This window comes from Paracidovorax citrulli (assembly GCF_900100305.1).
Taxonomy (GTDB): Bacteria; Pseudomonadota; Gammaproteobacteria; order Burkholderiales; family Burkholderiaceae_C; genus Paracidovorax; species Paracidovorax citrulli.
On record NZ_FNEY01000008.1, the window covers coordinates 81,477 to 101,941 of the forward strand.

Annotated in this window: 23 protein-coding genes; 14 read left to right on the plus strand and 9 right to left on the minus strand. The window is 69.2% G+C overall.

The window, feature by feature from the left end:
• The first annotated feature begins 123 nt into the window (after nucleotides 1-123).
• The gene (locus BLR99_RS07670) at nucleotides 124-927 is read left to right on the plus strand and encodes an SDR family NAD(P)-dependent oxidoreductase (protein ID WP_017439244.1); all 804 of its coding nucleotides are present in this window, start codon (nucleotides 124-126) and stop codon (nucleotides 925-927) included.
• 40 nt (nucleotides 928-967) lie between these two features.
• Here the strand turns inward: BLR99_RS07670 and BLR99_RS07675 are convergent, their stop codons facing one another.
• From BLR99_RS07675 to BLR99_RS07685, 3 genes are read right to left on the minus strand one after another with little or no spacing between them, the layout of a single operon-like run.
• Complete coding sequence (locus BLR99_RS07675; RefSeq protein ID WP_017439245.1) at nucleotides 968-2,251, minus strand: SAM-dependent methyltransferase; 1,284 nt, start codon at nucleotides 2,249-2,251, stop codon at nucleotides 968-970.
• Nucleotides 2,248-3,063: a DUF1365 domain-containing protein gene (locus BLR99_RS07680; RefSeq protein ID WP_011796620.1), complete on the minus strand. Its 816-nt coding sequence runs from the start codon at nucleotides 3,061-3,063 to the stop codon at nucleotides 2,248-2,250. The genes BLR99_RS07675 and BLR99_RS07680 overlap by 4 nt, the downstream gene beginning before the upstream one ends.
• Complete coding sequence (locus BLR99_RS07685; protein ID WP_017439187.1) at nucleotides 3,060-4,445, minus strand: NAD(P)/FAD-dependent oxidoreductase; 1,386 nt, start codon at nucleotides 4,443-4,445, stop codon at nucleotides 3,060-3,062. Before BLR99_RS07685 ends, BLR99_RS07680 begins: the two co-directional genes overlap by 4 nt.
• A gap of 104 nt (nucleotides 4,446-4,549) precedes the next feature.
• On the opposite strand from BLR99_RS07685, the gene BLR99_RS07690 reads away from it, so the two are divergent.
• Nucleotides 4,550-5,215, plus strand: a complete 666-nt coding sequence (locus BLR99_RS07690) for a sigma-70 family RNA polymerase sigma factor (protein ID WP_017439186.1) — start codon at nucleotides 4,550-4,552, stop codon at nucleotides 5,213-5,215.
• Nucleotides 5,212-5,883, plus strand: a complete 672-nt coding sequence (locus tag BLR99_RS07695; RefSeq protein WP_011796617.1) for a ChrR family anti-sigma-E factor — start codon at nucleotides 5,212-5,214, stop codon at nucleotides 5,881-5,883. Before BLR99_RS07690 ends, BLR99_RS07695 begins: the two co-directional genes overlap by 4 nt.
• A 32-nt stretch (nucleotides 5,884-5,915) precedes the next feature.
• Here the strand turns inward: BLR99_RS07695 and BLR99_RS07700 are convergent, their stop codons facing one another.
• From BLR99_RS07700 to BLR99_RS07720, 5 genes are all read right to left on the minus strand, one after another.
• Complete coding sequence (locus tag BLR99_RS07700) at nucleotides 5,916-6,335, minus strand: DUF2177 family protein (protein WP_011796616.1); 420 nt, start codon at nucleotides 6,333-6,335, stop codon at nucleotides 5,916-5,918.
• Nucleotides 6,336-6,397: 62 nt separating this feature from the next.
• Nucleotides 6,398-7,045, minus strand: a complete 648-nt coding sequence (locus BLR99_RS07705) for a DUF6134 family protein (RefSeq protein ID WP_046060535.1) — start codon at nucleotides 7,043-7,045, stop codon at nucleotides 6,398-6,400.
• Complete coding sequence (locus BLR99_RS07710) at nucleotides 7,042-7,863, minus strand: DUF1295 domain-containing protein (protein WP_046060536.1); 822 nt, start codon at nucleotides 7,861-7,863, stop codon at nucleotides 7,042-7,044. Before BLR99_RS07710 ends, BLR99_RS07705 begins: the two co-directional genes overlap by 4 nt.
• 17 nt (nucleotides 7,864-7,880) lie before the next feature.
• The gene (locus tag BLR99_RS07715) at nucleotides 7,881-8,939 is read right to left on the minus strand and encodes an SAM-dependent methyltransferase (protein ID WP_017438506.1); all 1,059 of its coding nucleotides are present in this window, start codon (nucleotides 8,937-8,939) and stop codon (nucleotides 7,881-7,883) included.
• A 121-nt stretch (nucleotides 8,940-9,060) separates the two neighbouring features.
• Nucleotides 9,061-10,695, minus strand: coding sequence for a hybrid sensor histidine kinase/response regulator (locus BLR99_RS07720; protein ID WP_017438507.1), 1,635 nt, complete (start codon nucleotides 10,693-10,695; stop codon nucleotides 9,061-9,063).
• 175 nt (nucleotides 10,696-10,870) lie between these two features.
• Here BLR99_RS07720 and BLR99_RS07725 point away from each other — a divergent pair, with 175 nt between their 5' ends.
• The 8 genes from BLR99_RS07725 to BLR99_RS07760 all read left to right on the plus strand — a co-directional run bounded on the left by BLR99_RS07725 (nucleotide 10,871) and on the right by BLR99_RS07760 (nucleotide 16,819).
• Complete coding sequence (locus tag BLR99_RS07725; RefSeq protein ID WP_011796611.1) at nucleotides 10,871-11,347, plus strand: DUF421 domain-containing protein; 477 nt, start codon at nucleotides 10,871-10,873, stop codon at nucleotides 11,345-11,347.
• A 133-nt stretch (nucleotides 11,348-11,480) separates the two neighbouring features.
• A complete protein-coding gene (locus tag BLR99_RS07730; protein ID WP_017438508.1) occupies nucleotides 11,481-12,065 on the plus strand; it encodes a cysteine hydrolase family protein in 585 nt (194 codons plus the stop codon).
• A 193-nt stretch (nucleotides 12,066-12,258) separates the two neighbouring features.
• Nucleotides 12,259-12,453 (plus strand): DUF3606 domain-containing protein, encoded by a 195-nt coding sequence (locus BLR99_RS07735; RefSeq protein ID WP_011796609.1) that lies wholly within the window; start codon nucleotides 12,259-12,261, stop codon nucleotides 12,451-12,453.
• 23 nt (nucleotides 12,454-12,476) lie between these two features.
• Nucleotides 12,477-12,896, plus strand: coding sequence for a hypothetical protein (locus BLR99_RS07740; protein WP_017438509.1), 420 nt, complete (start codon nucleotides 12,477-12,479; stop codon nucleotides 12,894-12,896).
• A gap of 20 nt (nucleotides 12,897-12,916) precedes the next feature.
• Nucleotides 12,917-13,771: a DUF2243 domain-containing protein gene (locus BLR99_RS07745; protein WP_017438510.1), complete on the plus strand. Its 855-nt coding sequence runs from the start codon at nucleotides 12,917-12,919 to the stop codon at nucleotides 13,769-13,771.
• A gap of 141 nt (nucleotides 13,772-13,912) precedes the next feature.
• Nucleotides 13,913-14,536 carry a DUF4142 domain-containing protein gene (locus tag BLR99_RS07750; RefSeq protein ID WP_011796606.1) on the plus strand — a complete coding sequence of 208 codons (624 nt, stop codon included), beginning with the start codon at nucleotides 13,913-13,915 and terminating at the stop codon, nucleotides 14,534-14,536.
• 28 nt (nucleotides 14,537-14,564) lie between these two features.
• Nucleotides 14,565-16,274 carry a cytochrome c oxidase subunit I gene (gene ctaD / locus BLR99_RS07755; RefSeq protein ID WP_011796605.1) on the plus strand — a complete coding sequence of 570 codons (1,710 nt, stop codon included), beginning with the start codon at nucleotides 14,565-14,567 and terminating at the stop codon, nucleotides 16,272-16,274.
• Nucleotides 16,274-16,819, plus strand: a complete 546-nt coding sequence (locus tag BLR99_RS07760; RefSeq protein ID WP_011796604.1) for a DUF2244 domain-containing protein — start codon at nucleotides 16,274-16,276, stop codon at nucleotides 16,817-16,819. The genes ctaD and BLR99_RS07760 overlap by 1 nt, the downstream gene beginning before the upstream one ends.
• Nucleotides 16,820-16,877: 58 nt before the next feature.
• On the opposite strand, the gene ribD is transcribed toward BLR99_RS07760, so the two are convergent.
• A complete protein-coding gene (gene ribD / locus BLR99_RS07765) occupies nucleotides 16,878-18,011 on the minus strand; it encodes a bifunctional diaminohydroxyphosphoribosylaminopyrimidine deaminase/5-amino-6-(5-phosphoribosylamino)uracil reductase RibD (protein ID WP_011796603.1) in 1,134 nt (377 codons plus the stop codon).
• Between the two features lie 80 nt (nucleotides 18,012-18,091).
• Here ribD and pilV point away from each other — a divergent pair, with 80 nt between their 5' ends.
• Genes pilV through BLR99_RS07780 form a run of 3 tightly spaced genes read left to right on the plus strand, consistent with a single transcriptional unit; the run spans nucleotide 18,092 to nucleotide 20,459 of the window.
• Entirely contained in the window at nucleotides 18,092-18,769 is a 678-nt protein-coding gene (pilV, locus tag BLR99_RS07770) for a type IV pilus modification protein PilV (protein ID WP_011796602.1), read from the plus strand.
• Nucleotides 18,766-19,815: a PilW family protein gene (locus tag BLR99_RS07775; protein WP_011796601.1), complete on the plus strand. Its 1,050-nt coding sequence runs from the start codon at nucleotides 18,766-18,768 to the stop codon at nucleotides 19,813-19,815. The genes pilV and BLR99_RS07775 overlap by 4 nt, the downstream gene beginning before the upstream one ends.
• The gene (locus BLR99_RS07780) at nucleotides 19,812-20,459 is read left to right on the plus strand and encodes a pilus assembly PilX family protein (protein ID WP_011796600.1); all 648 of its coding nucleotides are present in this window, start codon (nucleotides 19,812-19,814) and stop codon (nucleotides 20,457-20,459) included. Before BLR99_RS07775 ends, BLR99_RS07780 begins: the two co-directional genes overlap by 4 nt.
• The last annotated feature ends 6 nt before the right edge of the window (nucleotides 20,460-20,465 follow it).

The following is a 20,465-nucleotide window of genomic DNA, read 5'->3' on the forward strand; positions in this document are numbered from 1 at the left end:
CGGCTTCCACCATGGTGGGCATGGAGGCGCCCGAGCCGCTCCTGCCCGGCCCGTCTTGCATGGGACGGGGCGGTGGCGCGGGTGCCGGGCCTTTCACGCATCTGATCGGAAAGAGGTTTCGCAATGGAAACGATCGACGGTAATGGGGACATGCGGCCCCTGGCGGTGGTGACGGGAGCGTCGTCCGGTATCGGCCTGGAACTGGCACGGTGTGCCGCGCGGGGCGGTTACGACCTCGTGCTGGCGGCGGACACCCCGCTCAACGGTGCCGCCGACGCCTTGCGCGCCGAAGGCGCGGAGGTCGAGTTCATCCAGGTGGACCTGGCCACGGCCGAAGGGCTGGAAAAGCTCTGGGCGGTCATTGGCGACCGCATGGTGCATGCGCTCATGGCCAATGCGGGCCACGGCCTGGGCGGGGCCTTCCTGGACCAGCCTTTTGCCGATGTGCGCCACGTGATCGACACCAACGTGACCGGTACCGTATGGCTGGTGCAGCGCGTGGCGCAGCGCATGTGCGCGGCCGGCCGGGGACGCATCCTCATCACCGGTTCGATTGCCGGCTTCCTGCCCGGCAGCTTCCAGGCCGTGTACAACGGGACCAAGGCGTTCGTCGATTCGTTCGCGGCCGCGCTGCGCGACGAGCTGCAGGACTGCGGGGTGACGGTGACCTGCCTGATGCCGGGAGTGACCGATACCGCATTCTTCGAGCGGGCGGGCATGCTGGACACGAAGTTCGGCACCCAGTCCGGCAAGTCCGATCCGGCCGAGGTGGCGCGAACGGGCTACGCGGCGATGGAGGCCGGCGAGGCGGATGTGGTGGTGGGGCTGGGCAACAAGCTGCAGGTGGCCCTGGCGAAGGTGACCCCCTCCCAGCTGGTCGCGGCGCAGCACCGGAAAATGGCCGAGCCCGGCACGGCCGACCGCTAGCGGCCGCGGCAGTGCCCCCGGAGCGGCGCGGGCAGGCCGCTCAACTGCCGGCGTGCTCGAGGGTGTAGAGGCCCACGTCGATGTGCCCCGTGCGGAAGCCGGCTTCGCAATAGCACAGGTAGTATTCCCAGAGCCTGCGGAACGGCTCATCGAAGCCCAGCGGCTCGATGGACGGCCAGGCGGACTGGAAGCGCTGGCGCCAGTACGCCAGGGTTTTGGCGTAGTCGGGGCCGAAGGTCTCGCTCGAGCGGATGCGCAGGCCTGCGCCCGCGGCCTGGCTGGCAAGCACCGAAGGCGAAGGCAGCATGCCGCCCGGGAAGATATACCGCTGGATGAAGTCCGCGCCCGAACGGTAGTGCTCGAAATGGCGGTCGGCGATGGTGATCACCTGGAGTACGGCGCGCCCGCCCGGCCGCAGGCGGTCGCGCAGGGTTGCGAAGTAGGTGGGCCAGTAGGATTCGCCGACGGCCTCCAGCATCTCGATGGAGACGATGTGGTCGAAGGTGCCGGGCACGTCCCGGTAGTCCTGCAGCCGCAATTCCACGGCGTCCTGCAGCCCCGCCTGCCGGATGCGTTCCCGGGCGAATCGCAGTTGCTCCGCGGACAGGGTGATGCCCGTCACCCGGGCACCCCGCTGCGCCATGTCCTGGGCCAGGGCGCCCCAGCCGCAGCCGATTTCCAGCACGTCGTCGCCGGGCTCGAGTGCCAGGTGCTGCGCGATGCGTTCCAGCTTGACGGCCTGGGCTTCCTCGAGCGATTCCGTCCCCGTGGGATAGATCGCGCTGGAGTAGAGCATCGACGGGTCCAGCCACTGCGCGTAGAAGTCGTTGCCCAGGTCGTAGTGGAAGGCGATGTTGCGCCGGCTACCGCCGCGCGTGTTGAAGCGCAGCAGATGGCGCAGCCTGCCGGCCCAGCGCGCGGGCCAGCCGCCTTCGGTGGCGCGGCTCCAGGGGACCTCGTTGCGGCTGCCGCACTCCAGCAGGGCCGTGAGGTCCGGCGTGGACCATTCACCCTGGCGGTATCCCTCCGCCAGGCCGAGGTCGCCCCCGGCCAGCAGCCGCCACACGGGCTTCCACCCGTGCAGGACCATGGCCGCCTGCGGCCCGGGCTCTGCGCCGGCGCCATGCAGGACCCTGCCATCCGGCAGGTGCACCGAGAGCGACCCGCAGGCCATGCAGGAGAGCAGCCGGCGCAGCAGGAGTTCGAAGGGGCGTTGCAGCCAGGGCCTGCCGGCGGGTCGCCGCGCATGGGGCAGGTGGTGGGCGGTGGATTCCGTGGACAGGCCGCTCGCGGCCTTCGTGGGCGAGGTGGAAGAGGGCGTCATGTTTCTTCGGGGCGGATGACGGTGAGGTGCCGTGCGGGGGCCGGCGGCTTGGCATGGACTTTCGCGCCCTTGAGCCAGATCTGCAGCGCTTCCCAGTGGATGGCGCCCATCACCTTCAGCGTGAGCAGGGGATGCGTGAAGAAGGCGCGGGCGAGCGCGCCGTCCGTCAGGGGACGCAGGCGCAGCCGCCATGCCGCGTGGAGCACGGGGCCGGCGGCGTCGCTGGCCGTCACGCCGAGCGACAGCCCATCGCCGGGGACCTGCGGGCGCCGCAGGTCGAACGCGTAGCGCAGGGACAGGGGCAGGAAGGGCGAGACATGGAAGGACTTGTCGCATCCATGGCGCTGCCGCGTGCCGTGCGCCTGCGCACCGGGCACCGCCACGAGGTAGCTGTGGCGCTCGCCGAAGGTGTTGTTCACTTCGTAGAGCACCGCGAGCAGGCCGCCGTCGGGCCGGTGGCAGGCATACACCGTGAGCGGGTTGAAGGCGTAGCCCAGGATGCGCGGCATGGTCAGCATGCGGATGGGGCCGATGCCGGTCCCGATGCCCGCCGCGGCGAGCTGGCGCTCCACGTGGCTGCGCAGGGCTTCGCCCGTGCCTGGACCGTAGTCCCGCTCGTGCAGGCTGAAGAGGTTGAACCGGTTGAGAGAGAAGAACCGCAGCCGGCGAGCCAGTTCCGGCAGTTCGTCCACGTCCAGCCAGAGGGCGTAGACGCGGTAGCGCAGGCGATGGCGTGCGGGGCGGTGGCGCTGGTGCGTGACCTCTCCGACGCACAGGGCGCTGCCCGGCACCGGCGTGGCCGCGGGAATCATGCGGAGGCTCCGGGCGCATGCGCCGGCATGCAGTGGATGCGGCCCGATGCGTTCGGCACGGACCAGGGGCGCCGCACGCCGCCCAGGGCCTCGGCCACGGCGAGGCCTGCCTGCAGTCCGTCCTCATGGAAGCCTGCACCGAAATACGCGCCGCAGAACCAGGTGCGCCGCTGGCCCTGGAGGCTCCACAACTGCCGCTGGGCGCGCAGCGCGTCGCCGTCGAAGATGGGGTGTTCGTACGTTTGCGTGTGCAGCACGTGGCGGGGATCGGGTTCGCGGACCGGGTTCAGGGTCACGAACAGCGGCAGGTCGTCCGGGAGGTGCTGCAGCCGGTTCATCCAGTAGGTCACGCTCAGGCCGTCCGCCAGGCTGCGGTCGCTGGCGTAGTTCCAGCTGGACCAGACCGCGCGGCGGCGCGGCATCAGTGCCGGGTCGCTGTGCAGCACGGTGCGGTTGCGGCTGTAGCCGAACGCGCCCAGCCAGCGCGACTCCTCGGGCGTGGCATCGGGCAGCAGGCGCAGCGCCTGGTCGGCATGGGTCGCGATCACCACATGGTCGTGGCGGCGGGATTCCCGCGCATCGGCGGTGCGGACGTGGATGCCGCCTTCCGTGCGGCGCACCTCCACGGCGGGCCGTTCGAGCGACAGGCCGTCCTGCCCCAGGGCGGCCACGAGCTTTTCCACGTAGCGGCGGCTGCCGCCCCGTACCGTGCGCCATGCGGGCCGGTGGCCCAGGTTGAGCAACTGGTGGTTCTCGCAGAAACGGACGAAGGACTCCGTGGGGTACTGGCCGATGCGCGCGGCGGGGGTGGACCAGATGGCCGCCGCCATGGGGTAGAGGTGGTCTTCGCGGAAGGCGCGGCCGAAGCCGCGGCGGTCCAGGTACTCATCCAGCGGCAGCAGCCCCATCTGCTGCGCGTCGCCGGGCGCGAGCCGGTAGAAGCGCACCAGGTCCCGGAGCATGGACCAGAAGCGCGGGCGCAGCAGGTTGGCGCGCTGCGCGAACAGGCCGGACAGGCCGGAGCCGGAATACTCCAGCGCCCCGCCGTCCATGCTGACCCCGAACGACATGTCTGTGGGAACGGTTTCCACCCCGAGGTGCGCGAACAGGGCCGTGAGGTTGGGGTAGGCCGATTCGTTGTAGACGATGAAACCGGTATCGACGGCCACGGTGCCGGAGGGGCCCGCTACCTCCACGGTGTGGCTGTGGCCGCCGGGGCGCGCATCGGCCTCGTACACGGTCACCCGGTGGCGGCTGGCCAGCAGCCAGGCTGCGGCCAGGCCGGAGATCCCGCTGCCGATGACGGCGATGTCGAGCGGGCCGTTGCGGGCTGCGCCTGCGGAGCCGCCGCCAGCGGCGGACATGTCTGGTGTTGTTCTCATTGGAGTCCTCGGATGCTGCCGTGCTGTACGCATCTGCCAGGCTCTTGGATTGCGATGCCGCGGGGCGTGATCTAATCCACCCATCGCTGCGTAACGGCAGCACCATGACCATCGTCCGCAAGCCCCTGGCAGAGCAGCCTCCCGCGAGGACCGCTTCCGCTCTGCCTCCCTACCTGTCGATTGTGTCGAAGTATCACACCGAAGGACTGCCTTCATCGCCTTCGTCGGAAGCGTGGATCGCCCTGGTGCGCGCCGTGGCCGACCACGGCGACCGGCAGGCCTTCGCGGCGCTGTTCAAGCATTTCGCCCCGCGGGTGAAGGCCTACCTGATGCGCCTCGGCCTGGCGGAGGGCGTGGCGGAAGACCTCACGCAGGAAGCGATGGTCAATCTCTGGCGCAGGGCGGGCACCTTCGACCCGGCGCATGCGGGTGTCTCCACGTGGGTGTTCACCATCGCGCGGAACCTGCGCATCGACCATCTGCGCCGCAAGTCCAACCAGTTGTCCGAAAGCGACGACGGGCTCGACATGGCCCTGGACGACGATGGCCCCGAGGAGCTGGCCTACGCCGCCCAGTGCGAAAACGACGTGCGGCGGGCGATCGAGTCGCTCGCCCCCGAACAGGCACAGGTGCTGCGCCGCTCCTTCTTCGAGGACCAGCCCCACGCCCGGATCGCCGAGGATCTCGGCATCCCGCTGGGGACCGTGAAATCCCGCGTGCGCCTGGCCGTACGCCACCTGCGCCGCCTGCTCGGCGCCCATGCGCCATGACGATCCATCATCATCCCGGAGATGACCTGCTCCTCGACCTGGCCGCGGGGCGGCTGCCGCCGGGGCCGGCGCTGCTGGCTTCGGTGCATGCCGAGATGTGCCCGCAGTGCGGGCAGCGCCTGAGGGCCCTGGAGGCCGCCGGCGGCGTTCTGCTGGAATCCCTGCCGCCAGAGACGCTGAGGCCCGACGCGCTTTCCCGCGTGCTGGGGGCCATCGATGCCCTTCCCGGGGACGATGCTCGCCGGCCGGGTGCGGCTGCCGAGCCGGTAGCTGGCGGCCCTGACTGGCCTGCGGGAACACCGTGGCCGCAAGCGCTGCGCGGCGTCGCGTTTTCGCCCTGGAAATGGATCGCCCCGGGCATGCGCTGGAGCCGCCCCCTCTCGCCGCCGGCCGGCGACGTGAACGTGTTCCTGCTGCGCATCGGCCCCGGCCGCAGCCTGCCTGCCCATACCCACGGCGGTTTGGAATGGACGCAGGTGCTGCACGGCGCCTTCCATGACGGACACGCGTTGTTCGGCGCGGGGGATTTCGATGCCGCCGATGGCAACGTGCATCACCAGCCGGTGGTGCAAGGGCCGGGAGACTGCATCTGCCTGGCGGCCGTCGATGGCCGCCTGCGCTTCGACGGAATGCTGGCGCGGCTGGCGGGCAGCCTGGTGGGCATGTAGGGCCGGCCCCGGCGGGGCCAGGCCCCGGCCGTTCAGGCCGATGCGGGCGGAAACCACCGCAGGATGACCGCGCAGGCGATCGCGCTGGCGGCCCCGGTGGCGACCGTTCCCCAGGCCATGTCCATGGCGGTGACGTGCCAGGGCCAGTCCCGCAGCACGGCCTGGTTGGTCAGCCCGAAGGTGGCATAGGCCAGCAGCCCGAGCGCAGCGCCCAGGCCCAGGGCCTGCTGCCAGCTTTGCTTTTCCACGCCCGGCACGACGGCGAAAAACACCATGCCCGCCACGTACAGCAGGTAGAACACCACCGCGGGGGCGAACGAGACGCCTTCCTGCATGAGGTGCCCGATGTTGGGACGGTACAGGCGCTGGGCCATGGTGCCGAGCCACACGGAATCCAGCGCGAGGAAGGCGAGGGCGGTGGCGGCGTAGGCGATGGCGTAGGTGCGTGGCATGTCGGCTTTCGGAAGATGGAGGTGGAAGGGAACGGGGTGGGGCTGCGGGAGTGCGGATGCCGTCATGGAAGCCGGTAGCTGAGCTTGCGCCCGCCACGCACGGTGGAATCCAGCCCCACCCACTCTCCGGTGTCGGCTGCGTACCAGACGTCGATGGGGTTGCGGGGCCCGGTGATGCGCCAGCGCGTTGCCGCGCGGGGCTGGCCGCGCACGGTGATGGAGCCGTCTTCCTCGCGGGATATCTGCACCGGCTCGAGCTTCCCGGTCTGCGGGTCCAGCAGTTGCCGGGATTCCAGGATGGCCGGATTCCAATAGGCGAAGCTGCGCGTGCAGGGGCCGTCCGGCGGGAATTCCTGGCGCACCGTGCTGCGGTCGCCGTCGTCGTCGGTGTCGGTCGCGATGCGCCTCAGGCAGTTGCCACGCCACTGCTCCCGGGCTTCGTGCCGGTACCGGTACACCGCGATGCCCAGCACTTTCACCGTGAAGCGTGCCGAGCTTTCCAACTGGCGGCTGCCGCCCTCCGGGGCGCCGAGCCGGAATCGGTGCTCGCCGATCGGGCTGCCGTCCAGCGACACGGCGAAGCTCCATTGCTGCTCCGTCGCGCCCTGCGCATGGGCGCCCGCCGTGGCCGCTGCCAGCAGCAGCCCGGGCCCCAGCGCCGATGCCAGCGCGACAGCCCGCAGGCGCCGGGAGCGCGCGGGCCCGTTCACGAGGACCTCCCGGACCGCGGCGGCATCGGGATGAAGGCGCTCGTGCGGCGCTGGTACTCGCGGTAGGCCGGCCTGCGCGAGGGCATGTCCTTTTCGAGCAGCGCCACCCCCGAGACCCGCAGGAGCAGCGTGGTCATGAGCAGGGGCGAGGCGATGCTCCAGAACGCCGGCATGCCTGCCAGGCCCAGGGCCGCCAGCCACAGGCCCCACCACACGCAGGCCTCGCCGAAGTAGTTGGGGTGCCGGGTGTAGCGCCAGAGGCCCTGGTCCATCACGCGGTCTGCTCCGCTGCCACGGCGCTTGAACCGGGCCATCTGCGCATCCCCCACGGCCTCGAACACCAGGCCGAAAACGGCCAGGGCCAGGCCGGGCAGGGCCTGCCAGGCAGGCCCCGGACGAAGAAGCGCCACCGCGGCGAAAAGAGGGGCGGATACCACCCACGCCAGCACCGCCTGCAGGCCGAAGACCAGGTACAGGCTCCTGAGCCCGAAGCGCTCGCCGTGGCGCTCCCGCATGGCCTGGTAGCGGCGGTCCTCGCCGTGGCCCCAGTTGCGCAGCGTGATGAAGACGGCGAGCCGGGCCGCCCAGGCGGCCGCCACGCCGACGGCCCACCATGCCGCGCCGCCCTCGGACGCAGGGTTCAGCCGCAGGGCATACACCACGCCGGCCCCGGCGATCATGGGGCCCCAGACCCGGTCCACGAGGCTCGCGTCGCGGCGTGCCAGGCTGGCGGCCCAGGTGGCCAGGGCCACGCCGGCGGTCCATGCCAGGCCGCCCAGCGCGGCCTGCCAGGCGTCTGTGCCAAAGAAATCCGCCATGCCGGCCTCCCGTCCCGTCAGGCCGCGCCGTGCGCGGGCCGCTTGTCGAACAGGTAGTGGCTGACCCACCACTGCTGGCCGTCGCCGTAGGCGAAGAGTTCCTCGACGGCCAGGAAGAAGAGACGCCAGCGGATCCACCAGGTGTCCGCCTCGTCGCCGTACACCTGCCGGAACAGCGGCTGGAGCTCCGCGTGGTGGGCGTCCATGTTGTCCAGCCACGCCCGCGATGTCTTCGCGTAGTGGGTGCCTTCCCATCGCCAGCGCCGCGCGACGCGCAGGTCGTCCTGGCAGTGCAGTGCCAGGTCGTCGCTGGGCATCATGCCGCCCGAGAAGAAATACTCGCTCATCCAGTCGCTGGCGTCCCGGGCGACGAACGGGTAGGGGGCCTCCCGGTGGGTGAACACGTGCATGAAGAAGCGGCCGTCGTCGGCCAGCCAGCGTGCCACGTGCGAGAAGGCGCGCGGCCAGTTGCGCAGGTGCTCGAACATTTCCACCGACACGATCCGGTCGAAGCGCTCCGCGGTGTCGAAGACGTTGAAGTCGCAGGTCTGCACGCGCACGTTGCGCAGTCCCCGGAGCGCGGCCTCCGCCTCGATGTACCGGCGCTGGGAGTGCGAGTTGGAAATGGCCGTGATCGTGCTGGCCGGGTAGCGCGCCGCCATCCACAGCGTCAGCGAGCCCCAGCCGCAGCCCAGCTCCAGGATGCGCTGGCCGTCCTGCAGGCCGGCATGCTCGCAGGTCTCGGCGAGGGCGGCCTCCTCTGCCTGCTCCAGGGTCGTGGTGCCGGCCGCCCAGAGGCAGCAGCTGTATTTGCGGTGGGGCCCAAGCACCTTGCCGAAGAATTCCGCAGGCACCTCGTAATGCTGCTCGTTGGCTTTCTCGGGAACCAGCGCGAGCGGCGCCGAGCGGATGCGCTCCAGGAAGGCCTGGGTCTGTTCCGCCGCAGATGCCCCGTCGCCGCTGCGCAGTTCGGCGAGCCGGTCTTTCAGCAGCCGGCGGATGCCGTGCCGTACGAGCCGGTCGGGGAGCAGGCCCCGTTCGACGAGGCGGATGGCGGTGGCGGTGTTCTGCAGCATGCGAGGGGCTCCGGCGTGCGGCGTGCCGGATGGCCCGCCTGGTTCCGGCCTGTACGCGGCGGGCTCCTGTTTGGATTGCAGGACGCCGGCGTGCCGGCGTCCCGCGGCTGCCACCGCGGGTTCAGGTCTTGGTGCCGGTGGCGCCGTCGAGCACCATGCGCACGCGCCGTGCGAGATCCGCCAGCCGGTAGGGCTTCTTCAGGATCTCGAATTCGGTGGGCGCGACGTTGGCGAGGCTGCCCATGTCGCGGTCGAAGCCCGTGGTCAGCAGGGTATGGATGCCGGCCACCGTCTTGCGCATCTCCCGGGCCAGCTCGTAGCCGTTCAGGCCGCCGGGCATCACCACGTCGGTGAAGAGCAGGTGCGGAAGCGCGGAGGGCTCCAGGGAGCGCACGAGCTTGAGGGCCGCGTGCGCGCTGTGCGCCACGTGGACCGTGTACCCCAGGCCTTCCAGCATGGCCTGGGCGAGGTCGGCCACCTCGACGCGGTCGTCCACGACCAGCACGGTTTCCGTGCCGCCGCGCGCATGGGGGGCGAGCGATTCCACTAGTTCGGGGTGCGTGCGCCCGTGCACGGCCGGAAAGTACATGCGCACCGTGGTGCCCACGCCGACTTCCGAATAGATCGTGACGGCACCGCCCGATTGCTTGGCGAAACCGTACACCATGGACAGCCCCAGGCCGGTACCCTTGCCTTCTTCCTTGGTGGTGAAGAACGGGTCCATCACGCGCGGCACCATGTCGGCCGGGATGCCCGAGCCGGTATCGGTCACCGACAGGGTGGCATAGCGGCCCGGGGGCAGGCCGGAGAAGGCATGGCCGTCCTGGGCGTGCAGCTCGATGCCGCGCGTCTCGACCCGGATGCGGCCGCCGTTGGGCATGGCATCGCGGGAGTTGAGGAGCAGGTTGAGCACCGCCACTTCCAGTTGGGTGGTGTCCAGTTCGCAGTTGGGTACGTCGTCACCGAGCACGTAGTCGATCTCGATCGCTTCGCCGAGCGTGCGTTCGGCCAGCGAGGCCATGCCCGTGGCCAGCGCATTCAGGCTGACGACCCGGCCCTGGAGCTTCTGCTTGCGGGAGAACGCCAGCAGTTGCTGTGTGAGCGTGGAGGCCTTGCCGACGGCGCTGCGGATGCTGTCGATGGAGCGGTCGATGTCCTCGCGACCGAGCTTCTGGCTGCGGTTGCGCACGCGCATCACGTCCAGGTGGCCGGACATGACCTGCAGCAGGTTGTTGAAGTCGTGCGAGATGCCACCGGTCAGCTGGCCGAGCGCCTCCATCTTCTGCGCCTGCGACAGCGCTTCCTCGGCGTCGCGGCGCCGGCTCACGTCGAGCTGCGAAGCGAAGAAATAGACGAGCTCGCCACGCGCGTTGTAGACCGGCGAGATGAACAGCGCGTTCCAGAACGTGGAGCCGTCCTTGCGGTAGTTGAGCAGCTCCAGCGAGATCTCGCGCCGCTGATCGATGGCTTCGCGCAGGGCCGCGACGGTGTTGCGGTCGGTGGCGGGGCCCTGGAGGAACCGGCAGTTGTGCCCGAGGATGTCCTGCGGCTGGTAGCCCGTCATCGCGACGAAGGCGCGGTTGCAGAACACGATGGGGTTGTCGGGCTGGCGCGGATCCGTGACCAGCATCGGCATCCGCGTGGTTTCGATGGCCGCGAAAAAGATGTCGTCCTTGTGCTCGGCGACCTCGTTGGGAGCGCCTTCCGCGACGAAAGGACGCGCCTGGCCGGTAATGGGGGGCTTCTCGCTGCTCATCAGGTGGACTATACGGACAAACCAGCGGCCTGGACATTTCCCCCGGGGCGGCCGGCCTGTAGGCGCAGGCGCCGTGCGGTGCAGGTGGCGGTGGCGTCCTACGCAGCATGGTGCGACCTGCGCATGAATGCGGGTGGCGTCCTTGCCAAGATCGGTCGGCAAAGGAGATCGGATCATGTGGAATCTGGACGTGGAATGGCCCGAACTGGTGCTGCGCGGCGTGCTCGTCTATCTCGCGCTGTTGTGCATGCTCCGCGTTTCCGGCAAGCGGACGGTGGGGCAGTTCACCCCGTTCGACCTGCTGGTGATCATGCTGTTGAGCGAGGCGGCCAGCAATTCGATGACGGGAGGGGACGACTCCCTGCCGGGCGGCCTGCTGGTGTGCGCGGTGTTGATGGCGCTGAACGCGGCCGCGGGCTTCCTGAGCGCGCGCAGCCGCACGGTGGAGGCCGTGCTGGAAGGCGAGGCCGTGCTCGTGGCGCGCGACGGCCAAGTTTTCCGCGATGCGCTGCGCCGCCACCGGGTATCGCGCAGCGACTGGGAAAAAGCACTGCGCGAGGCCGACTGCGACGAGCCGGCGATACGGCTGGCTTTCCTGGAAGCGGATGGCAGCATCGTCATCCAGAAGACACAGGGCGCGCAGGCGGAGTGACCCGGCCGGGCGCAAAAAGGCAGGGACGGTTTCGACCATACAGATGCGCGCCGGATTCGGCGCTTTCCTACGGCGCCGGTGGACCGCGGCGGGGAATCCTTGGCGGCATCTTCATTGCCGATGCCTTCCATCCGTGTCTTCCGCCGCCTCCCTCCGTCAAACCCGGCTGCCGCGCAACCGGGACGTGCTGCTCCTCGTGGACGTGGTCAATCCGTTGAACTTCCCCGGCGCCGATGTGTTGCTGCCGGGCGCCATCCGCGCCGCGCGGGCCACGCTGCGGCTGCGCGAGCAACTGGAAGGCCGCCATGTGCCGGTGATCTATGCCAATGACAACTACGGTACCTGGCACAGCGAATTCAGCGACCTGCTGGCGGCCTGCCGGCAACTGCCCGGCGCGCGCGGCGAGCTGGCCCGCCTCATGTCTCCCCGGCCGCGCGACCTGACACTGCTCAAGCCTTGCCATTCGGCGTTCCAGTCCACGCCGTTGCTCCATCTGCTGCGGCAGATGGGCACGCAGCGCGTCATCGTCGCCGGCCTGGCCGCGGACATGTGCGTGATGCTCAGCGCCACCGATGCGCGCATGCTCGGCTACGACGTCTGGGTGCCCGGGGACTGCACCGCCGCCGAAAGCCCCGCGCGCAAGCGCAATGCCCTGCGCCAGCTGGAACAGGCTTTCCGGTGCGATGTGCGGCCCGGTGCGTCGGCCTCCGGCAACTGAGCCTCGGCCATGGCCGTGCCGTAAAGCCCCGCGGGCGCGCCGTGCGGATCTGGCCTGTCGCGCCCCGCGGCGGGCGGCCCGGAAACCTGCTGTGACAGTTCCGCCATGGCGGGCCGGGCTTGTCCTACGTCCGGGCCGCGGTGGGCCGCCCAGCATGGATGCATCGCACTTGCATTGCAGAGGAGTTCTTTCCATGGCGGACGACAAGACCAAGGTGGGTGGCGCGGACCGGCGGCTCATCAATCTCTCGGAAGACTACGAAGTGCGCGACTGGGCCTCGGTGCTCAATTGCGACGAATACGAACTGCGCAGGGCCGTGCAGGCGGTGGGCAATTCGGCGGAGGCCGTGCGCAGCTACCTCGCGCAGAACCGCGAGCGCGCGCAATGACGCCCAAAGCACCGGAGCACACCATGAAGCCTGACGACGACACCTCCACCCAATCCCTGCCCGACACGTCCCGCGACGCCATCGCGGTTGCCGAGCAGGAGCGCCGGCGCGATACCGGCCACTACGACCAGTACGGCATGCGCGACGACTCCCGCCCCGCCGCCACCCCTGCCGGCGCGGAGAACCTCGCTACCGGTGAAGGCGCGCGCCGCTTCGGCGCCAGCGGCGACGAGAGCACCTACGGCAACCGCGAGCGCCAGCGTCCCGGCGACCGGCACTCGGACCGGCTGCAGACCGGCCCGATCGCGTCGGTCGATTCCTCCGGCTCCGCGCGGGCACTGGGGCTCGACTACGGCGGCGACGAGCCCGACGGCCCCATGCCCTCGTCCCGTCAGGGCGCGGGCCTGATCGGCGAGACGCGCGACCGCAGCCGCCAGCACTGACCGGCATGCCTGCCCGAGCGATGCATCAAGACACCTTGCACGGCGGCAACCTGCGCCCGCTGGCCTGGGCCGGCGGATGCATCGGGTTCAGCCTGGGCGGGTTCTTCGACGGCATCCTGCTGCACCAGATCCTGCAGTGGCACCACCTGCTGAGCCGCGTGCGCTCGCCCGTGCTGGAGAACATCCGCCTGCAGATCCTGGCGGACGGATTGTTCCACGCGCTGATGTACGTCATCGCCGCCGTGGGAATCTGGAAGCTTTGGAAGTCGCGCGCCCTGTGCGCCCTGCCACGGGCGGACCGCACGTTGTGGGGGCATGCGCTGATGGGCTTCGGCCTGTGGCACCTGCTGGATGCCGTGCTGTCCCACTGGGTGCTCGGCCTGCACCGCGTGCGCGATGCCGCCGAGATCCCGCTGCTGTGGGATGTGGGGTGGCTTGCCGTGTTCGGGCTGCTGCCTTTGTGGTTCGGCTGGCGCGCACGTCGCGGGCCCCCTGCAGGGCAGGGGGGCGCGGATGTTCCCCGTCCGCAGGACGGCAGCGTGCCCGCGCGGAGTCCCGGCACGCCGGGCCGGTGGCTGTCCGCCGTGCTGATCGTGACCGGTGCCGCGCTCGCCTCCGTGTGGCCGCAGGCCGGACGCGGCGGCGATGTGATGGTGCTGTTCGGACCCGGCGTCCCCGCTGCGGCGGCCATGGAGCGGTTGTCCGCAGTCGATGCCCGCGTCATGTGGGCGGACCGTTCCGGTGCCCTGTGGGCCGTGCGGCTCGAAGACCCTGCGGCGGCCCGCCGGCTGTACGGGCAGGGCGCGTGGCTGGTAGGCGACTCGCGCCTGCGCTGGGGGTGCCTGTCCTGGATGGGTGCCGGTCCGTCCACGTGACGGCCGGCTGGAAAAAAGTTTCGCCGGTGCGCAGGGGTGCCGAAGGGGGCCCGACCTGCCGCGCCATTGACTCGCTGCCATGCGGCCGCTGCCGCTGCCGCATGGAATTTCCCCGGTTGTTTTGCAAAAAGGAGTATCGCCATGAACCAACGCTATCTGCTGATCCCCGCCACCATCGCTTTCGCCTGCGCCCTGCATGCCACGGGCACGCAGGCGCAGACCGCCCCTACGCAGACGCAGCCCGGCGCGGGCGCCGCACGCTCGGTGGACGGAGCGGAGGGCCAGGCGTCGCGCCTGACACGCGCCGAGAAGTCCTTCCTGGACGATGCCGCCCACAACGGCCATGCGGAAGTCAAGAGCAGCCAGCTGGCCCTGCAGAAGGCCCAGAACCCGAAGGTGCGTTCGTTCGCCCAGCAGATGGTGGACGACCATACCAAGGCCAACCAGGAACTGGCCGCGCTGGCGTCCGGAAAGAACGCGCGTGTGCCCGACGGCCCGTCGCTGATGCAGGAAGGCAAGCTCAAGCTGCTGGGCACCGCCGACGGCGCGGACTTCGACAAGCGCTACATGGAAACCATGGGCCTGCAGGCGCACCGGGACACGATCGAGCTTTTCGAAAAGGGCGCCCGCGATGCGCGCGACCCGGAGGTGAAGGCTTTCGCGCAGAAGACCCTGCCGAAGCTGAAGCAGCATCTGGAGATGGCGCAGCAGCTGGCCCAGGAAGTGGGCGTGAGCGCGGACAAGGCCGCGGCCAGCGGCAAGTGATCCGGCAGGCACGATCGGACCCCGCACCATGACGCATTCCGCCGTGCCTCCTTCCGGCACCGTGCAGGCGCCGGGCCCTGCTGCTGCCGCAGCGGTGGCCGGGGCCGCCGCTATCCCGGCCAGCGGGCACGGCGACGGACACCACGGCACCCATTCCGAAGCGCACGGCCCCGTGCCGACGGGCTGGCGCCGCTGGCTGAACGCCACCAGCCACAAGGACATCGGCACGCTGTACCTGCTGTTCAGCTTCGCGATGTTCATGGTCGGGGGCGTGTTCGCCATGCTGATCCGGCTCGAACTGCTGCAGCCGGGCCTGCAGATTCTCAACCCGGAGACCTACAACCAGCTGGTCACCATGCACGGCCTGGTCATGGTGTTCGGCGCGATCATGCCGGCGTTCGTGGGCTTCGCGAACTGGATGATCCCGCTGCAGATCGGCGCGTCCGACATGGCCTTCGCGCGCATGAACAATTTCAGCTTCTGGCTGCTGTTCTTCGCGGGGCTGCTGCTGCTCGGCTCGTTCTTCACCACGGGCGGTGCCGTGGCCGCCGGCTGGACCCTCTACGCGCCGCTCACCCTGCAGATGGGGCCGGGCATGGACATGGCGATCTTCGCGATCCACCTCATGGGCGCGAGCTCCATCATGGGCGCGATCAACATCATCGTGACCATCCTCAACATGCGTGCGCCGGGCATGACGCTCATGAAGATGCCGCTGTTCTGCTGGTCCTGGCTGATCACCGCCTACCTGCTCATCGCGGTGATGCCCGTGCTCGCGGGCGCCATCACCATGACGCTCACCGACCGGCACTTCGGCACCACCTTCTTCAACGCATCGGGCGGCGGCGACCCGGTGCTCTACCAGCACATCTTCTGGTTCTTCGGGCATCCGGAGGTGTACATCATGATCCTGCCGGCCTTCGGCATCGTGAGCCACGTCATCCCCACCTTCGCGCGCAAGAAGCTCTTCGGCTACAGCTCCATGGTGTATGCGCTCGCGGCCATCGCCATCCTGTCGTTCATCGTCTGGGCGCACCACATGTTCGCCACCGGCATGCCCGTGACCGGCCAGCTGTTCTTCATGTACGCCACCATGCTCGTGGCCGTGCCCACCGCCGTGAAGGTCTTCAACTGGACCGCCACCATGTGGCGCGGCTCCATGACCTTCGAGACCCCGATGCTGTTCGCGGTGGGCTTCATCTTCGTCTTCAGCATCGGCGGCCTGAGCGGCGTCATGCTCTCCATCGCGCCGCTCGACCTGCAATACCACGACACCTATTTCGTGGTGGCGCACTTCCACTACGTACTGGTCGCCGGGTCGCTCTTCGCGATGTTCGCGGGCTACTACTACTGGGTGCCCAAATGGACGGGCGTGATGTACTCCGAGCGGCGCGGCCAGTGGCATTTCTGGACGTCGATCGTCTCGCTGAACGTCACTTTCTTCCCCATGCATTTCCTGGGACTGGCCGGCATGCCGCGGCGGTACGTGGACTACGCGGCGCAGTTCACCGATTTCCACGCACTGACCAGCGTCGCGGCCATCGTTTTCGGCTTCTCCCAGGTGTACTTCCTCTTCGCCGTGCTGCTGCCGGCGCTGCGCCACCGCGGCGCGCCGGCCGGCGCACGGCCGTGGGAAGGGGCAGAGGGGCTGGAGTGGGAAGTGCCGTCACCGGCGCCGATGCACACCTTCGTCACGCCGCCGCGGCTGGATGCCAGCGCCACGCGGGTGGTGGCGTGATGGCCGAGGCGGAGGTGAGGGCCCGGCCTGCCGGCGCCGCACCCCTGCCGGTCCGGCACTGGAGGCTCGCCCGCAGTCCTTCGCTCACACCCGCGCAATACGGCGCCGTGTTCCTGGGCACGGCCGGCCTGATGCTGTGCTTCGCCGCTGCCTTCGGCGCGGCGGGCTACTGGCCGATCGCCGTCTTCTATTTGCTGCTGGTCGCCGGGCTGGCCGGTGCCTGCTGGAGCGGAGCCCGGCATGCCCTGGACGGCGACCTCATCGTCCTGCTCGACAACGGAGAATTGGAGATTTGCTGTCTCCGCGGCGCACAGGAGCAGCATTACCGGTTCCCGGCCGCCTGGTGCCGTGTCGAGTGCGTGCCTGGCCGCCACCGCGCGGAACGTTCCGGGTTGTGCATCGCATGCGGCCGCCACCGCATCGCCCTGGGCGCATGGGGATCTCCTCGTCGCGCCGACCGACTGGCGGGGGAGATCCGGGCTGCAGCGGCCACGCTGGCCCACGAGGTCCATGCACGGGAGCTTTCGGCGCCGCTCAGGCCATGAGCTCGCGGCTGTCTGATACCGCGTTCACCCGAAGGCCCGGATCGGCTCTGGCGGACGTTCAGAAAACGTCCCGCCCCGCTCCCCGCGCGATGATGCGCAGATCGGCACCGACCCGATCGATGTCCTGCCATGCCATCGCATGGGCCCCGGCCAGCGTGCCCGGCGGGCCCCATTGCGCCATGCCACGGCCGGCTCCGAGCAGCGTGGGCGCCATGTACAGCAGGATCTCGTCCACCAGCCGGGCACGCACGAGCGCGCCGTTGAGCCGGGCACCTGCTTCCACGTGCAGTTCGTTCACGCTGCGCTGGCGCGCCAGGTCCTGCAGCACCCAATGCAGGTCGATGTGCCCGTCGCCTGCCATCGGCGCGGCGATGACCTGTGCGCCGCGGTCCTGCAGAACTGCTGCCTTCGCAGAATCGGCACTGGCCGTGTAGATCAGTATCTGGCGCTGGGGCACTTCGAAGAAGCGGGCGCCTGGCGGTGTCTGAAGATGGCTGTCGATGATGGCCAGATGGGGCTGGCGTGGCGTCTCGGCCTCCCGCACATCCAGCCGGGGATCGTCCGCAAGGATGGTGCCGATGCCGGTGAGCACGGCACAGGCGCGGGCGCGCCACGCGTGCCCGTCGGCGCGCGCTTCGGGCGAAGTGATCCACTGGCTGGTGCCGTCGGGCAGTGCGGTGAATCCATCCAGCGACGTGGCTGCCTTCATGCGCACCCAGGGCAGGCCGCGCTGCATGCGGCTGAAGAAGCCGATGTTGAGTTCCCGCGACGCCGCGGCGCCCGGGCCTACTTCGACTTGTACGCCCGCTCCCCGGAGACGCTCGAAACCCTGTCCCGCCACCAGCGGATTGGGATCGGCCAGCGAGGCGACCACGCGGGCGATGCCTGCTTCCACCAGCGCATCGCAGCAGGGGCCCGTGCGGCCGTGGTGGGAGCAGGGCTCCAGGGTGACGTAGGCAGTGGCGCCGTGCGTGGCATGGCCCCGGGCCCGGGCATCGCGCAACGCCATCACTTCTGCGTGGGGCCCACCGGCGCGCTGTGTCGATCCCTGGCCGATGATCTGCTGGCCGGCGTTCACCAGCACGCATCCCACGCGGGGATTGGGGGAGGTCCTGTAGAGCCCGTCTTCTGCCAGCTGGAGCGCAAGCTGCATCAAATCGGCGGGGGAGGCAGGAGCGGAGGGCACGGACATCCCGGTATTTTGCGCCGACTGGTCGGATAGGCCCGCCGAACGGCATCGCCAGCGGAAAGCGGCCGGCCTAAGATTCCGGCATGGACCATAACAGTTTGTTGTACTCCTTACGTTCGCGCTGGCGGACGGGAGACGCATCGCCACGGCGCAGGGAGTCAGGGTTTACCCTGGTGGAGGTGCTGGTGTCGATCGTGGTGCTCTCGTTCGGCATCCTGGGGCTGGTCGGGGTGCAGGCCTTCGCGCTGCAATCGACCCGGGAGGCCCGCCTGCAGGCCCAGGCGGCCAACCTGGCGCGGGAGATGACTGAACTGATGCGGGGAAACAACCAAATTGCCATCAAGAGCGATGCCAGTTTGAATCCGTATCTCATCAATCTGCAGAGCCCGTTGAGCCCGGCTACCGCCAATTATTGCCTGGGCGTGGCCTCGTCGTCCGCGTGCGCGGATGGGACGGCTGTGGCGCGTGCGGAACTGACCGATTGGCTTACGCGGCTGGATGCGGCCCTGCCCGGAGCGCGGGTGGTCATCTGTTTCGACAAGGCGCCCTACGACAGCAACGGCATGCCGCGATGGGACTGCACTCCTGGAGCCGCTGGCGTGGATGAGGTGGCGGTCGTCAAGATCGGTTGGACCCGCAAATCCACGCTGCGCGCGTCTGCCACCAGTGACGGCGTGGAAACCGCCACGGCCAGCGGCAGCTATCCCTACGTGGTGTTTCCCGTCACGAGCGGCAACCCGGTGGAAGCCCCTTCGCTATGACTCGCTTTTCCCATCCCGTGACCCGCCGGTTACGGCAGAACGGCCTCACGCTCGTGGAGCTGATGGTCGCCATGGTCATCAGCCTGCTGATCGTGCTGGCCGCGGCGGTGAGTCTCGTGGTCGCCCGGCAGGGCTTCAACAACGTCGATGCCGCATCGCAACTGCGCGACAACGCCCGCTTCGTGGAAGACATGGTCCAGCGCCTGGGTGTGCAGGCGGGCTACCGCGACCTGTTCCATGCCGCCTACGAACAAAGTGCCAGCACCACCGGGATCGATCCGTCGGCGGTGCCTAATACCTTCGTCTATGGGTTCAACAACAAGGCGCGCGCATCCGCTGATAACTGGTATGAAGCGAGCACGAACCGCACATCGGGCAGTGTGGGGTATGGAAGCGACGTGCTCGTGCTGCGTTTTCAGCCCGCGACGTCCAACAGCGAGGCCGCCAAGACGGATAAGGGCATGATCGACTGCTCCGGCAACACGCCCCAGGTCGGTGCGAAGGACCGCTATGACCGGGTGACAAGCGTGCTGCATGTCGCGATCAGCAACGACGGCGAGCCGGCGCTGATGTGTACGACCTGGATGCGCGATCCCGGGACAGAAGCTCTCACCAAATCCGACCCGCTTCCCCTGATCTCCGGCGTCGAAAATTTCCAGGTGCTCTACGGCGTTGACGGCATTTCCGCCAACAATGCCACGATGCCCGCGGCTTCGACAGCGGACAGCGTGCAGGACCGCTTCCTGCGCGCCGACCAGATCACGGTGTCGAACCCATTGGTGTCGGCCGCGAACTGGCGCCGTGTGCGCAGCATCCGCATTGGCATGGTATTGCGGGGCGCTCCGAACTCGGCCGTGGACCGTACATCCCAGACTTTCTATCCCCTGGGCACCGCGAAAGGGTCGAGCGGGGGGAGCGTCGGCAGCATGTTTGCCGATGCCACCAACGACCCCGGCACCGTATTCACACCGACGGCGGACGGCCGGTTGCGGCAGGTGGTCACCTTCACAGTGCATTTGCGCAACAACCAGCGGGAGCCTGAATGATGTCCCGTTCTCACCTCGAAGACCAAGTATGGGGCGTGGTTTCCCGTCGCCAGGCAGAGGCAGGCATGTCGCTGATCGTCGTCCTGCTGATCCTGGTAGTGGTATCCATCCTGGGCGTGGCGGGCATCCAGATCTCGATGATGGGCGAGCGCTCGACCCGCAACGACCGCGACAAGCAGGTGGCGTGGCAGTCCGCGGAGGCGGCGCTCATCGATGCGGAACTGGACATCCTGGGCAAACCCGATGCCTCCACGGTGACCAAGCGTGGGGAAGTGTTCAAGCGCGGCAGCACGGACGTCGGGAAATTTCTTCCGGGTTGCGGCGGCGATCGGGACGCCAAGAACCTGGGCCTGTGCTATTCCCCGTCCGGGGCGGCGCCTGCATGGCTGACGGTGGATCTGGCGGCATCCACCAATCCCCAGTCCGTGGCTTTCGGCACGTTTACCGGGCGTGCGTTTCCGTCGGGTCAGGCTGGCCTGCAGCCCGCTGCGCCGCCGCGCTACGTGATCGAACTGGTCGAAGACCCCACAGACGCCCGCACCACGGCGCCCAAGGACCGCAAATACATCTACCGCGTGACCGCCATGGGATTCGGCCCCAGTGCCTCCACCCAGGGCGTACTGCAGATCGTCTACAGAAACTGAGCCCGC